Raw genomic sequence first — 15,016 nt, forward strand, 5'->3', positions numbered from 1 at the left:
ACAATTTTACTAGAGTGCAATGCTGAATGGATTCAGTATGGCTCTTAGTCAAGCACATGTTTTGGTGAAGAGCCAAATATTATAAGTATAACAACTTTTTTGCAGAAAGTACTTAGTGTCCAAAGACGTTTTAATTCCATAGGCATAAAATTAACCATTTTATCCACTTGAAATAATTAGAGGCCACTGACTTCCGCTACAGGCTACTCGCTTTTTCAGTGGAGCCAAATGGGTGCACATTAGTAAAATGCCAATGAAAAATCCCTTTATCTAACAACAATAAGCATATACCACGCCTGAAAATAACAAAAATGGGTATCCAGTGATTTCTGAGATACCCACTTTTTTCTATTATTTAAAAAACTTCTTTTTTAATTTATCACTAAATTCTTTTACTTCCTTCACGCCAAATAATAAGTATGAGCCAACAACTACTGCACTAAAAATAACAAGGCCTACAATGAAAGTTAGCCATCTGTTGTCAAATACTAAATACTTGCTTGAAAAATACAAAACAATCGTGATAATAATCATTGGCGGAACTGATCTAAAAAATTGAAGTTCTTTGCTAAAGATCCCCATTTTCAAGTCATATTTATAGGCTGCATAAATAATCAGCATAATAAAGTTTGTTACGGAACTTACTAATGTACCCCATGCAATGGCTTCTGCTCCACACTTATCGACAAGTAACATAATAACGGCAATGTTAACAACAAATACATTTACTATACTAAAGACAACAGGTGCCATTGAGTCACCCTTTGCATAGTAAAAGCGCGTTATATACCCGTTTGCAGCTAAAAAATACATTGATAAACAAAAAATTGCCAGTACTGGTGTAGTGATTGCAGTTGAAACTGCATCAAAATTACCACGTTCATAAACAACCTGTATAAGATTCTCTGCATAAAAATATGAGTAGATTGTTACAGGATAAAGTAACAACAGTAGATAATGTAACCCTTTTGAGTATAAGCTTTTTATGGAAGCGTGGTCATTCTCTGCCTCTTTTTTACTCAAAACTGGAAAGATAACAGTCGTTACTGCTGTAATTAAAATTGCTTGCGGGAATTGCATAAGCCTTGAGGCATAGTTTACAGCAGCTACTGCCCCTTCAGATAACATCCCTGCAAAAACACGCTGTAATAATGCATAAAGTTGAATGGTAGCGCCACCGAGCATAATCGGTAAAATCATTACCCACAATTGCTTTGATGCAATATTACGTTCAAATGAAAAACCAACCTTAAACGAATCCATTTTACGATAGCCGATAATCAGGAAGTATACCATTATTACTGCACTGATTAATGCACTAATACCATATCCCATTGGACCGATACTTTCAATATTAGATAAACCTACAGCAATTGCTAAAAAAATTGCATTATAAATTAATATGGCAAAGCTAGACAAATGGAATTTTTGATTTACGTTTAACAATCCACTATACCATGAGGATAATACGAGTAAGATTGACGAAGGCATCATCCAATAATATAGATTTTTAGCTAAATCTAACTCACTTTGACTAAACCCTTTTTTATCTTTACTTTGATTAAACATATCCATAATTGGATTCGTGAACGCTAACATTAGAATTGTCATTATTGAAACCGTTAACAAGACAATTGTAAAGGACTGTTTGACAAATAGCGCACGATCCGTTGTTTCCCGATTATAAATTGAGATGACAGCAGTAGTAAATGCACCACCTACGACTAGATATAAAAAATTGGGAATTGTATAAGCTGTGAAAATACTATCAGCAACATAGCTACTGCCATATTGATAACTAATAATCATTTCGCGTAAGAATCCAAAAACACGAGCTACAATATTAATAATCGCAACTGCCCCGATTACTTTTAAAAAATTATTCATAAGTCATCCCCACCTTCAATGGCCGACTTATAAATCGCTATACAGCGAGCTGTTATATTTTTTTCATCGTGAATGGCTAATACTTTGTCGACCGCTTCACGATTCATATATTGTTCTATTGGCGTGTTCACGGCACGCAGCATCTCCTCAGATAAAACCATAGCGTTTTCGGGCTCCACTAAATGCCCTGCGCCCTCTCCAAGCAAAGATACAAGTCCACCTACATTTGAAGCAATTACAGGTGTGTCTGTCGCTAATGCCTCTAATGCCACTAATCCAAAACCTTCTAAATGGGATGGTAATACAAAGACATCACTTGCTTGGAACCACTTCACTAGTTCTTGTTGTTTTAGTGGATCTATAAATTTGACGTCTTCGCTGATTAATGTTTGCAAGGATTGGAAAAATGCTTGATCCCTTCTAGAACCTACAACATTTAACTCTAAAGGACGAGATACTTTCGTTTTTAGCATTTGGAAAGCCTGTAACAGCTCCTCAACGCCTTTTTGCTTAATAACATTTCCTACAAATAAAAATCTGAATGGTTCAGATGCTAATTGTAGTTCTTTGCACACAGCTGCTTGATTTCCTTTTGTGAAAACCTCACGATTCACACCCATGCTAACGACAGAGATTTTTTCGCGTTCAATGCCAAAATCTTGTTCAATTTGTTGAGCTAAGACTGGGCCAACTGCGATAATATGTTCACTTTCACGTAAAATACTCGCTGTCCAATTGCGAATTCTTGCGTTCTTCTTCGCCATTCGCTCAATATCGCCGCCATGTGCTGTAACGATAAATGGTATACCAAACATTTTCTTTAATAGCAGCGACAGCATACCCGATGGAAACACATAATGCGCATGTGTGACATCAATAGACTTTCTGTTTTTTAAGCCTTTCATGAATGTCGATAAACCCCATTTTGTATATTTCATAATGGTGTTCTTCTTACCTGTTGCCGGATTAGTATTAACAGATATATCTACGTCTAGTCCTGCTTTTTCAAGTGCAGTGACTTGGTTTTTCACAAAAATACCGAATGATAAATGATCAGATGTTGGATACATATTACTAATGACGAGTATTTTTTTCATAGACGTGTCACTGCCTTTTTCATTAATTCCTGACCACGCATGGCCTCTTTATGAATATGGGTAGCAATTTGTTTCGTCTCCGCAATCGACTGCTCCCAATTGCTACTTAGTTTGCCAACTAATGTGGATAGAGCATTTTCATTATCCTCTACATCCTGCATTTGTAAGCAACGATCTGATGCACCCACAAAGGACATAAAATCCTGTACTTTTGTATGATAGGATATCGCAATAATCGGAGTTTCTGAATTTGTTGCCAAAATAAGCGAGTGCAGACGTGTACCGATAATAATATCCTGCTCTTCCGTTACATCAAGTAATCGCTCTGGCACCAAATTTTCATCAATAATTTCAGTATGTGCATGTTGTTGCATTTTTTTCTGAATATCTTTCGTCACAGTGACGTCCTGCGGGTACTTCGTAGCAAAAAATGTAATTTTAACATTATGCTCAGAAATTACCTCATCTAAATTTTTCGCCATACCTGTAACGTACGCATCATATTTTTCAACATTTCCCTCTGGCCAATAGTTTGCATTATAGTACGGAACCGCTGATACACCTATTTTAATTGGTTTTTCGGCGTAATGTTGACGATCGCCTTTTAATGTAAATGCAGGATCACCAATAATTTCTATTGGCTTTTTCACCCCGATACTTTGCAAAAGCTTTTTAGACTGAGGATCACGTACTGAGATATTTGCTGCATAACGACACATCATGCGAATACTAACTTTCCCAGAAAACGTATCAAGTGGTCCAGCGCCACATCCGTAAATAATGTAGGGAACTTTACTTTGTTTTGCCATCATTGCATACGCACCATACAGGTGAGCCTCACGTTTATAAAAATCCATTAAAATACCACCACCACCAATAATGAGGAGGTCGAATGTTGATACATATTGTTTATTGTTATTATAGGTATGGATAAACGTTTTAAATAAATTACTCTTTCTGTAATACAATGGATAGCTATGTACCCCATAACGTTCGGATGTTTGTTGTGTGTTATTACTAAAAACGGTAATGTCATCACTAGTTACCGAAAATGTTTGTTTTACTTGTTGAAGAATGCCGTATAATATTGATTCATCACCATTATTATCATTGCCGTAATTCCCCACAATGCCTATTTTCATTAAAAAACATCCTTTTACTTTTTAATACTGAGATTATACCACAATTGAACATTTTCGTTCTTTTTAAAAATAGTAAAAAAAAGGTGAGTTTCAAAAGTTACTACTAGTCTTGTATTATAGTGGCTCATCATCCAATCAACAGAAATACTTGGCATAAGTTTTAAATAAATATCATGCCCTGCTTATTGTGGTGGCCAAAAATTAATTAAATTTTACTAGGTTTGCAAGCCAAATCACTCACCACAGCACCTTTTTTTATTTAAAGAGAAAAATAGCAAACTAGGTATAAAACTACTAGTTTGCTATTTTTCTAATGCAAAGTTCTATCTTTAAGGACTACTATTATGGATTGATTGCTCTATAAAGGAATAATCCAAAATGAGCGCGACTAATCGCTTCATTTGGCTTAAAGGTGTTATCACCATAGCCAGTTGTAATTTTGTTTGCAGCTAACTGTTGAACAAATGTGTATGCCCAATGGTCCTTCGATACATCTTTAAAGTTAATGTTGCTTGTTCCTTTTAGATCATAAGCTAATGCGACAACCTTCGCCATTTGTGCTCTTGTTAAAGTACCATTTGGATCAAAGGTATTATTGCCTTTACCGCTCATAATACCAGACTCGACTACAGCTGCGATTTGTTTATAATACATGTGATTCGCAGGAATATCTTTAAAGCCTGGATTTTTGACATTTGATGTTTTTAAATTAAGTGCGCGACTAATAATAACTGCTGCATGTGCACGTGTAAGTTTGTCATTTGGTTTAAATGTGCCATCTGCTTGACCTGTAATGACATTATTTTTTGTTAAATACTCAATTTCTTTATAATACACATAATTATTCGGAATATCTTTAAACAACGTAGCTTTTGCTACAGTAACCGTAGCCTCTTCACGTTTTGTTCCTAAAGTCGCTACTACTTTACCAGTAGTACCTGGATTTTGAGCTGTTAACTTACCATCACTAGTAATTGTACCGATATTACCTTCTACAGACCATTCCACCTGTGATGCATCGTAAACTAAAGGTTTGCCCTCGTCATCCTTAGCATCCATAGTAAATTTGACCGTTTCGCCGGCGCTCACTGTTTTTGATTTCGGTGCAACGTTCATTGTTGCTGGAGCATCTACGACTTTCACTTGGAATGATTCAACAGGTGTGCCATCGTGGTTGATGAAAATGCGATCATCGCCAGCTGTCGTTGAAGTATAGTTCAAGCCGTTAACTTTTAAAGTATTATTCTCAGATGTTAGTGATACATGACCGTCTAATGGTAGCGTATTATAGTTTTCATCTAAAATATATTGTACTGCTATACTAGACGAAGCACCTGCTAAAAGAGTTGCATAGTTTGTGCTGTTCGTATATTTAATAGATGCGCCTTTGCCAGTTGGTGCCGTACTTACAGCTTGTAATGTTGCGGACACAAGACGTTGCGCATTACCTGAATTTAATGGTAGGTTCGCTAATACGACATTATTATTACCGTAATTTCGTATACCCATCGTTGTTGAACCGCCACCATCTAAGTTAATTGCTTGATCGACACCAAGTGACACTAAATAGTTAGCAAGTTGAACCATATTCATCCCTGCGCTATGTTTCTGTTTTCCATCGACCGTAATAAAGTGTACTGTTTTTCCGTTATTACTTGTCGCTACAACAGTACGTGCTGTTACCTCTTTTGCACGTTGACTAGATGCGCTCATCATAATATAAGGTTTATTATCTTTTACTAAATACGGACCACTTGCCAAGATAAATTTTGCATCTTGCCAAAGCTTATCAATCGAGAAGTTAACACTCAACTCATCTCCAAGCGCAATTTGGCTTAGCTTACTGTGCCAATCCCCACCTTGTAAAGATACGACAAAGCCCGTTGAAGGAATGGATATTTTTTCTTTTGATCCATAAGGTGTAATTTGTGTAACTTTCCCTGTTAATGTTTGACCAAATTTGTTTTCAGTAATCGGAGCTCCTGTATCAACTACGATTTCAAAACCATATTCATTCGTATTTGTTGTTTTACTATAAAATTGTGGTGTGTAAACAATCGATTCATATATATTACGTGCACGATTCATTCCTGACATTTTATAGTCTGTACCTTTGTGAGAAAGTGTCACATTAAAATCAAAATAGTCAATGACACCACTGCCATCTGCTGCAACCCCGAAAGCTGTAGGGACATTCATATATTCACCGGAGCCGTTTGAAACAGCACCACCATTTAAAATAACATTATCTTTAGAAAGTAAAAATAATGGGAAACCTGCAGACATATTGAAGAAACTTGCATTAATAGCACCCACTACACGATTCCCCTCGCGTGAATTACGATTAGCATTTGCTACTGTCGATTCTCTGCCATTGACATTCGCGGGCATACCTAATTGTACTTCCGTCGTGTCGTCTACATTAATAGCAAGATGATTAATAGAATTTGTATTGGTACTGCTGTATGTATATTGTTTATACTGCACACCATGTGATAATTTATATTCCTTTTTGACCGTTTGGGCTGCATAGGCATTTAACGGACTAACAACCATTGACAATAATACAACTAAAACTAGTAAATTTTTCGCTATTTTTTTCATTTTTTTTGCGCTCCTGAGTAAAATAGAGCTTTCAACTCTCCCTTCACATGTCTTACTTCTATAACACTATCAAAATTATGTCAAAATATCCATGGAACATTTAAGCTATTTTCCAGTTTTATATGAATTGTCAAGAAAACTATTTATATAGTCTCATTTTATGATTTTTCTAACATTTGACCCTTATCGTTACTCTATAACTTTGTTAAAATGATGTAGAAGTCTAGGAGGGTAAAATATGAAAAAACTATCAATTATTGCTTTGCTCATGACAGTAATCGGCATGCTTCTTTGGCAACCCCAACTGGCATCTGCTGACGAACTAACAGGGCATTCACATGAACAGGGTCTTCGTTATTTAATTTCCAAAAATGCATTAGTAAAAGATGCAAAAGGAAGTTATCGTCCAAATGTCAATGTGACACGCGGAGAGTTTGCTGCTTATTTAGCTAAGTCCATGAATCTTGAAGCGACAAGCGACATAGTTTTTAAAGATGTCCCAGATAAATATGTACATGCAAAGGATATTAAGCTTGCTGCTTCAGCTGGTATTATTACAGGCTACGGAGATGGTTCATTTAAGCCTAATGCCGCTATTTCAAGACAGCATATGGCGGTTATGCTGGAGAGAGCTATTGATTATTTAAACATTCCTAAAGGTACTCCTACAATTACCTTTAAGGATAATGCATCTATTATTAAAGAATACCGCCAAGCAGTAGCTATTGGTGCACAACTAGAAATCATTAAAGGCTCTAATGGCAGCTTTATGCCTACCAAAAATGCAACTATTGGACAAGCTGCTACGTTTGTTCACCGCTTAATGACACTTGCTGGTAATTCGAACGGCGGTAATTCGAACAGTGGTAATACTAATGGCGGTAATACTAACGGTGGTAATACTAACGGTGGCGATACTAACGGTGGTAATACTAACGGCGGTAATACTAACGGCGGTAATACTAACGGCGGTAATACTAACGGTGGTAATACTAACGGTGGCGATACTAACGGCGGTAATACTAATGGTGGTAATACTAACGGTGGTAATACTAATGGTGGTAATACTAACGGTGGTAATACTAACGGTGGTAATACTAACGGTGGTAATACTAACGGCGGTAATACTAACGGCGGTAATACTAACGGCGGTAATACTAACGGCGGTAATACTAACGGCGATAATACTAACGGTGGTAATACTAACGGTGGCGATACAAATACCGGCTCCTGTGCATACGCTGTTAAGGAAATTTCAAATGGCGCACTAGTTGGTAATCAAGGTTTCTCTACCTTTGAAGCTGCTGAAAAGGCTGTAACAAAAAACACACAGGTTATCGTCCAAAATGATAAAATTGTGAAAATGTCTTCAGGCTACGTTGTGACAAACAATTATGTAGCACTAAAATCTGAAACAATTAATGACTCGATTGCGGTTGCAGCTAATACAGAAATGGAATACCTCAGTAGTGATGCAACACAAGTAAAAGTTCGATTAGCAGGTCAAATCGGCTACTTAAAACATGCTGATGTTACATTAATTCCATTTTCAATGAGTAAAGGTCGTTCTTACTATTCAAATGAAAATGGTGAAATTAAACACACACTCTACGATTACAAAACAAATAAGTATTCTTCTAGCTATGTTTTCGGAAAAGCACCATCATTTATGAAGCCAGGCGAAAAATACTATAGCTGGAACGGTATTTATTTCGCAAATGGCAATGGCTCGTCTGATGGTGAGGCCTATAACTACTATCAGTTTTTACCTGTTCGTGCCCAAACACAATATACAGCACAAGAAATAGATGCTTATATAATGAATAAGCTAGCAGAGGTTGAGAGTACAGGAGTTAGCCGTTATAAAGATGCTACAAAGAAAAGTAAGTTAATAGGTTTAGGGCAAACATTGAAAGATGTGGAAGCAAAATCTCAAATTAACGCAATGCTTGTTTTATCACTTGCTCAGCATGAGAGTGCTTATGGTATGAGTGATCAGGCACAAGACTTAAACAACTTATTTGGTTTGTACGTATATGATACGAACCCACTAAACAAAAAGTTTGAAAGTGTAGCGGACAATATCAATGAGCTTGTTGATAAATTCCTACAGCCAAACTACATTACTCCAGGAGGTTCACCTGGTAAAAACTTTTCTAACGGTGCAGTAGTTGGTTCAAAAGCTCTTGGCTTTAACGTAAAATACGCTTCTGATCCATTCTGGGGTGCAAAAATCGCAGGACACTATTACCGTGCTGAAAAGGCGTTAGGCTTTAAGGATGCCAATAATCCATACACAATCGGTCTAACAACAACAACCGGCTTAAATGTTCGTACAGGCGCAGCTACTAGCTTTAACCCACTATTCACATATGCACGAAGTGGTATGCCAGTTATCATTACAGGCTCTGCTACAAACGGCTGGTATGAGGTCCTTTCTGATAAACTATATACAGGAACAGTTTTCGTGAGCAAAGACTATGTACAAGTGATCAATACAGTAAAATAAAAAAGAAGTCGTCCTATAACGTTAGGGCGACTTTTTATGTTGTTGAAAAACTCTTATGGCCATGAAATTATGGTGCCATAGGATCTCTCTTCGGCAAAGCAAGGGATTGATTTCCGTTCCGACTGGGCGACGGATTAAATGGCCGGAACGACGGATTGAATGACCGTAGCGACGGAAAGAAATGCGAGAACGACGGATTGATCCTGCGAACCGACGGATTGAATGACCATAGCGACGGAAAGAAATGCGAGAACGACGGTTTGAAGACCCAGCGACGGAAAGAAATGCGAGAGCGACGGATTAATCCTGCGAACCGACAGATTGAATGACCGTAGCGACGGAAAGAAATGCGAGAGCGACGGATTGATCCTGCGAACTGACGGATAAGAACGCCTAATGAAAAAGAGATGCCTCAAATATCTTTGAGACATCTCTTTTATTGTTAATATGAAAGCTTTTTCTTATCTGTTTTAATAATCGCTGACGCAAGTATGACAAAGCCAAGCATTAAAATAAAGATTAAATCAAGTAAGCCAGTATGCATAGACACTGTAAATACGGTAATGACAAATGCATAAGCTACTGAGTGGAAGCTACGAATACCGCCTTGCTTCACTTTATTATATATTAATGAGATTAATACACCATATAAGAAGAAGCCAATCGCTACAAGTAAATAACCGCCATCTAAGAATAATTGACCGATAAACGTAGGTGTTGTTGTTCTGTTAGGACGTGTAATATATTTACCTTCAGCTTCGCTTAGAGAGTTTACAACTTCTGTTACTTTCATACGTGGTGACACTTGTTCACCCGGTAAAATTGTACTGAAGATACCAGCATGGAGTTCCCCATTTAGATAGCCTTCCTGCTGCGTATATTCGATAATTTTACTTAAAACAATATGGCCAGTTACACTCTCACCATTTATTGAACGAATCCATTTTGGTGTTAAGTTAACTTTCTGCTCTACTGATAACAGCTTTTCCTTATCTGTTTCAGATAATTCTACATCTGGTTGTTCACGGTTATTGAATTCCTTCGTTGTATCCTCTGTTACAACACGTAAGAAACCAAACATCGAGAAAGCTACTCCAATAACAAACAGAGCAGTAAGGAACCATGTTAATTTCACACGTTTTACAACGTAATGGAAAATGATAATACCAGTAAATAACATAATGATTAATGGAGTACGGTAACCCATTAATAGGAATAAGAACATTACAGCAGCATAGATGGAGCCATAGATCAATGTTTTTTTCCATGTAATGTTTTTTTCTAAAATCATTTTATATGATATTAGCAGTAAAACTCCATACCATAATAATTGGGCAAAGAAGTTTAATTTGGGATCAAGGTTACGTCGATTAGATTCATCAGAAATTCCTAATCCACCACCGGAAATCATCATTAATACATATGAAACTAAACCAAGTACTGTTAAAAATAAAATAAAATGAACAACATATTTCCCAAGGAAGGATAAACCAAATGATGGGATTGTCCATTGTAACTTATCAATAATGTACACACCGATGTAGTAGCATATTACTGCTAAAAATACCGCTGGCCAAATTGATGTACGTAAGTTAAATAACTCAAATCGATGGAAATCAAAAAGACTTGTAAAGAAATAGAGCATTAATATAAAAGGTAAAAAGAAATACGGCGAAAACGTATCAATTTTGTTGACCTTTGCAAAAGTTTGTTTCAGTTTATTCATAAATGTCATACATCTCAGAAGATGTGATTGCCCTCCTCTATTGCGAATCATAATTGTTTATTCTTTTATTTACTAAGCAAAACAAGAGTTATTATATCATAAATACAGGTAGACTTATAGAAAGGAATTAATTGATTTTATATAAAATTATGCAATGATTTCCCTTTTTCTCTAAATTGCGAGTTTATACCCATAATCTTCTCCATTAATCCCCCTAATAGTTGTCCCCCTCGCCCGGGACAACACAATTTTAGCCTCACATCAATCGACAATCTCTTTCAGAAAATGCCATACTAAAACGTCAGTTGACATCCAAATTTTAATGATTAATCCATTATTTAGGTGTAATATAAGTGAGTAGTGCAAATTTCTTAGAATTTGAAAGGGTCAATTGTTCAAGCACTATTCAAAATCAGGATGCAATCGCGTAATTGAAGACAAATACAAAAATAAGGATGTGGATTTAATGAAGAAATTATTCATCTCACTACTCGTAGCATGCTCTTTTATGCTTGTAGTTTTTTTAGCACCAACACAAGCTAATGCTGCACAGAAAATCGGTATCGTTTTCTCTGAAAGCAGTGAAAAATATGCCAATACTACACACCCAGGTGGAACATTTAATGGACAACCTGTTTCTGAAAAGGTTGACTATAGCTCCACATATAATAAGGAACTTAAAGCTTTTCATCTCTATCAGCAACAAGGTTTCCAAGTAGAGAAAATTTATGAGAGAGACTTAAATAATTTAGAAAATTTAAGTCAATATGATGCAATCGTCTTTGCTTATACAGTCATGATGAATCATCAGCAACGCGAAAATGTCAAAATGTACGTCCGAAATGGCGGTGGTGCTATTTTTGCCTTCCAGACAGCCCGTAATGAATCAACAAAATTCCCTAAACCCGGTCAAATGGATCTCTCTCCATTAATTTATGATGTCGATTCTTGGGTAATGGAATGGGATAATTTAACTGAAGTCTTCAATTCACGTTTTCTTGACGATATTGTGTTAGAACACTCTACAATAAGCAATATAAATACTGTTCATCCAATTATTCAAAATACAACAAAAGAGCTTGGCAAAAGCAAGCTTAATCTAACAAAAACAGATCGTGATTGGGTAGAAGTCATGAAGCCTTGGCAAGGTGGATCTGCAACACCTATTTTATATTTCTCAGATTACAATTACACAGACAAGCCTAAAACAATGAAAAAAAATGAATTTGGCGCAGCCCATGCGATCGAATATGGTAAAGGCAGAGTTGTTCAAATTGGATTCAAAATCTATGATTATATTAATATTGATGCTAAAGCGGATTGGCAGGATAACGAAAATGGTGCTGCTTATACAACAACTAATGGTGACAAAGATGCACAAGTATTTATGAAGCATGCTTTGAATTGGGTAGCCGAAAAACATAATGGCTATGTGCCCCGCCGTTATAACCTTTCGCTTTACTCTGACGGGGTGCAAAGTTATGTAGCACCGTCTGGTAAATTTATTTTCTACTCCACTGTAACGGTTAAAAACATTGGTAATGTGCCTGCACGTGGTACATTGAAAGTAGAAATTTTAGACGCAAACGATAAAGTTGTTGGTAATGGACACGAACGTTACATTCCAGGACTCGCTGCCGATTCCACAACAAATAATGCTGACCAAAAAGATATTAGTACCCATACGGAAAAATATCAGATTTCTATGCCTGGCAATTTAGCTGCCGGAACATATACGATACGTACATCCTTTATAGAGGGGCGCGATGATCGCAAAAATGCTGATGAAAAATTTGCAACGATTGCAGAAATTAAAACGCTCACACGCGCAAAAGGTTCCAATAAAGCAACAATTGCTTCCGCTCCATTCTTCCCAGATGTATCTCCATCGAATGGTGCCTATTATGATATAAAAAACTTATATGCGTTAGGCATTGTCAAAGGAACTAATGGGAAATTTAATCCACAAGGTACGTTGACTCGCCTGCAAGCAACAGAAATGATTTTGCGAGCATTAGGGATTCCAGCATCAAGCTCAGCTACCTTAAATGCGAGTGACATCAAAGCAGGTGACTATGGCTATGCCGTTTTAGCAACAGGCTTACGCTACGGCATAATTGCATTAGAAAATGGCAAAATCAATGCCCATCAGCCAATGACCCGCGGTGCTATGGCACGAGCACTTGTCAACGGCTTCAAGCTACAGGGCTACACGAATAATACTTTCTCAGATGTGCCAACATCTCATGCATATTATAAAGATGTCCAAGCCTTATATGCACTTGGCATTACTACAGGCTATGCCGATAATACATTTAAACCAACTGGCACAGTGACACGTCAAAACTTTGCCCAATTCGTAAATAGAACACTCTATACAAATTCAAAATAACTACGAGGTGAAAGTTGATTTTTTAGTGCACTGTTTGAGATGTGTTTATCATTGGTAGACCCGTGTATTTCGCTGGTAGAAGTGCCGTTTCACCGCTAAACTCATGATTTCCGCCGCTAAAAGTGCTCGCTTCGCCGCTAAACTCGTGTTTTCCGCCGCTAAAGTGCTTGCTTCGCCGCTAAACTCGTGTTTTCCGCCGCTAAAAGTGCTCACTTCGCCGCTAAACTCGTGTTTTCCGCCGCTAAAGTGCTCGCTTCGCCGCTAAACTCGTGTTTTCCGCTGCTAAAGTGNTCCGCCGCTAAAGTGCTCGCTTCGCCGCTAAACTCGTGTTTTCCGCCGCTAAAGTGCTCGCTTCGCCGCTAAACTCGTGTTTTCCGCCGCTAATAGTGCTCACTTCGCCGCTAAACTCGTGTTTTCCGCCGCTAATAGTGCTCGCTTCGCCGCTAAACTCGTGTTTTCCGCCGCTAATAGTGCTCGGATCGCCAGTAAAAATACCGAAGCGCTGATAAAATTCCTTTGAATACTACTAATCAAACAAAAAGAGCTACATCATTCACTTTTGAACGATGTAGCTCTTCATTATTATTATTGTTTTGAGTAATATTCCAAAATCCCTTTGTAGATGGATTCCGCAAATAACTCAATATATTTATCATCAGTCAACTTAGCACGGTCTTCATTATTTGATAGGAAGCCTAGCTCGACTAGAATGGCTGGAATATTCGTATTTGCAACTACAATGTAGTTATATTTCCTGACCTTACGATTGTTCATATTTAAGTTATTAACAATTTGGTTGTTTACAAATGTCGCAAGATCAATATCTTCTTGAAACATATCACCTGGTGTTTTAGCGTAATACGTTTCGGTACCTTTTGCATCAGTATTCACTGCTGAGTTCACATGGATACTTACGAAGATTTCGCCGTAGTTAGCATGTGAAAAGTCAACATGTTTTTGTGGTGGAGAGAACGTATCTCCAGTACGAGGCATCAATACCTTTGCACCTGCTGCCTCTAGTTTATCCTTTACTAAAGTACCAACCTTTAATGTTATATCTTTTTCATAAATTTTATCGTAAAGGGTTCCTACGTCACTACCACCATGACCTGGATCAATAATGATAATTCGATCTTTTAACGGATTACCATTTTGATTTAATAGCTTTAAATAAGATTTATGGACATACCCTTTTTGACCTTGATAGGTAACTTGTGCCCAATAACCGTTAATACTGTTCACTTGAACATAATCGCCCTTTTTCAGCTTACTTACTACCGCAGAAGTAGAGTTAGCTTCTTTACGGATATTTAAACTGTCAACTGTCACTCGACCTAATACATCCCCCGAAACTGTTTGTGTTGTTGTTGTTGTTGGTGGTGCGGGTGTTGGTGATACGGGTGTTGGATCTGGAGTAGAAGGTTTTTCTACTTTAACTTCCGCTGTACTATTAGCCACGATATAGCCTGGTACACCGTTCACTACAGTTAGATGGAAACCACTGACCGTCTTATAAACAGGTAAATTCACTTTACTATTCACAGTTGAAATTACCTTTGATGAAGAGGTTGGTTTTACGTATAGATTAATATTTTGTGTTGTCGTAACTTGCTTTTGGGCATTCCCTAATGCGTTACCATCTGCATCTAAAAACTGCGC

Annotated in this window: 8 protein-coding genes; 2 read left to right on the plus strand and 6 right to left on the minus strand. The window is 37.2% G+C overall.

Annotation, left to right across the window (positions count from 1 at the left end):
* Window positions 1–351: 351 nt before the first annotated feature.
* The 4 genes from murJ to AMS59_RS14075 all read right to left on the minus strand — a co-directional run bounded on the left by murJ (window position 352) and on the right by AMS59_RS14075 (window position 6,730).
* A complete protein-coding gene (gene murJ / locus AMS59_RS14060) occupies window positions 352–1,887 on the minus strand; it encodes a murein biosynthesis integral membrane protein MurJ (protein WP_053484379.1) in 1,536 nt (511 codons plus the stop codon).
* A complete protein-coding gene (locus AMS59_RS14065; protein WP_053484380.1) occupies window positions 1,884–2,984 on the minus strand; it encodes a glycosyltransferase in 1,101 nt (366 codons plus the stop codon). Before AMS59_RS14065 ends, murJ begins: the two co-directional genes overlap by 4 nt.
* On the minus strand, window positions 2,981–4,126 hold the full coding sequence (locus tag AMS59_RS14070; protein ID WP_053484381.1) for a polysaccharide pyruvyl transferase family protein: 1,146 nt from the start codon (window positions 4,124–4,126) through the stop codon (window positions 2,981–2,983). The genes AMS59_RS14065 and AMS59_RS14070 overlap by 4 nt, the downstream gene beginning before the upstream one ends.
* A gap of 342 nt (window positions 4,127–4,468) precedes the next feature.
* Window positions 4,469–6,730, minus strand: a complete 2,262-nt coding sequence (locus AMS59_RS14075; protein WP_053484382.1) for an S-layer homology domain-containing protein — start codon at window positions 6,728–6,730, stop codon at window positions 4,469–4,471.
* Between the two features lie 238 nt (window positions 6,731–6,968).
* Between AMS59_RS14075 and AMS59_RS26365 the strand changes: the two genes are divergently transcribed.
* Entirely contained in the window at window positions 6,969–9,239 is a 2,271-nt protein-coding gene (locus AMS59_RS26365; protein ID WP_082337516.1) for an S-layer homology domain-containing protein, read from the plus strand.
* Between the two features lie 442 nt (window positions 9,240–9,681).
* Here the strand turns inward: AMS59_RS26365 and AMS59_RS14085 are convergent, their stop codons facing one another.
* Entirely contained in the window at window positions 9,682–10,965 is a 1,284-nt protein-coding gene (locus AMS59_RS14085) for an oligosaccharide repeat unit polymerase (RefSeq protein ID WP_053484597.1), read from the minus strand.
* A gap of 466 nt (window positions 10,966–11,431) precedes the next feature.
* On the opposite strand from AMS59_RS14085, the gene AMS59_RS14090 reads away from it, so the two are divergent.
* Entirely contained in the window at window positions 11,432–13,357 is a 1,926-nt protein-coding gene (locus AMS59_RS14090; protein WP_053484383.1) for an S-layer homology domain-containing protein, read from the plus strand.
* Between the two features lie 585 nt (window positions 13,358–13,942).
* Here AMS59_RS14090 and AMS59_RS14095 read toward each other — a convergent pair.
* Window positions 13,943–15,016: N-acetylmuramoyl-L-alanine amidase (locus tag AMS59_RS14095; protein ID WP_156304684.1), on the minus strand; the 1,074-nt coding region annotated here is incomplete at its 5' end.

Source organism: Lysinibacillus sp. FJAT-14745, from assembly GCF_001275675.1.
GTDB lineage: Bacteria > Bacillota > Bacilli > Bacillales_A > Planococcaceae > Lysinibacillus.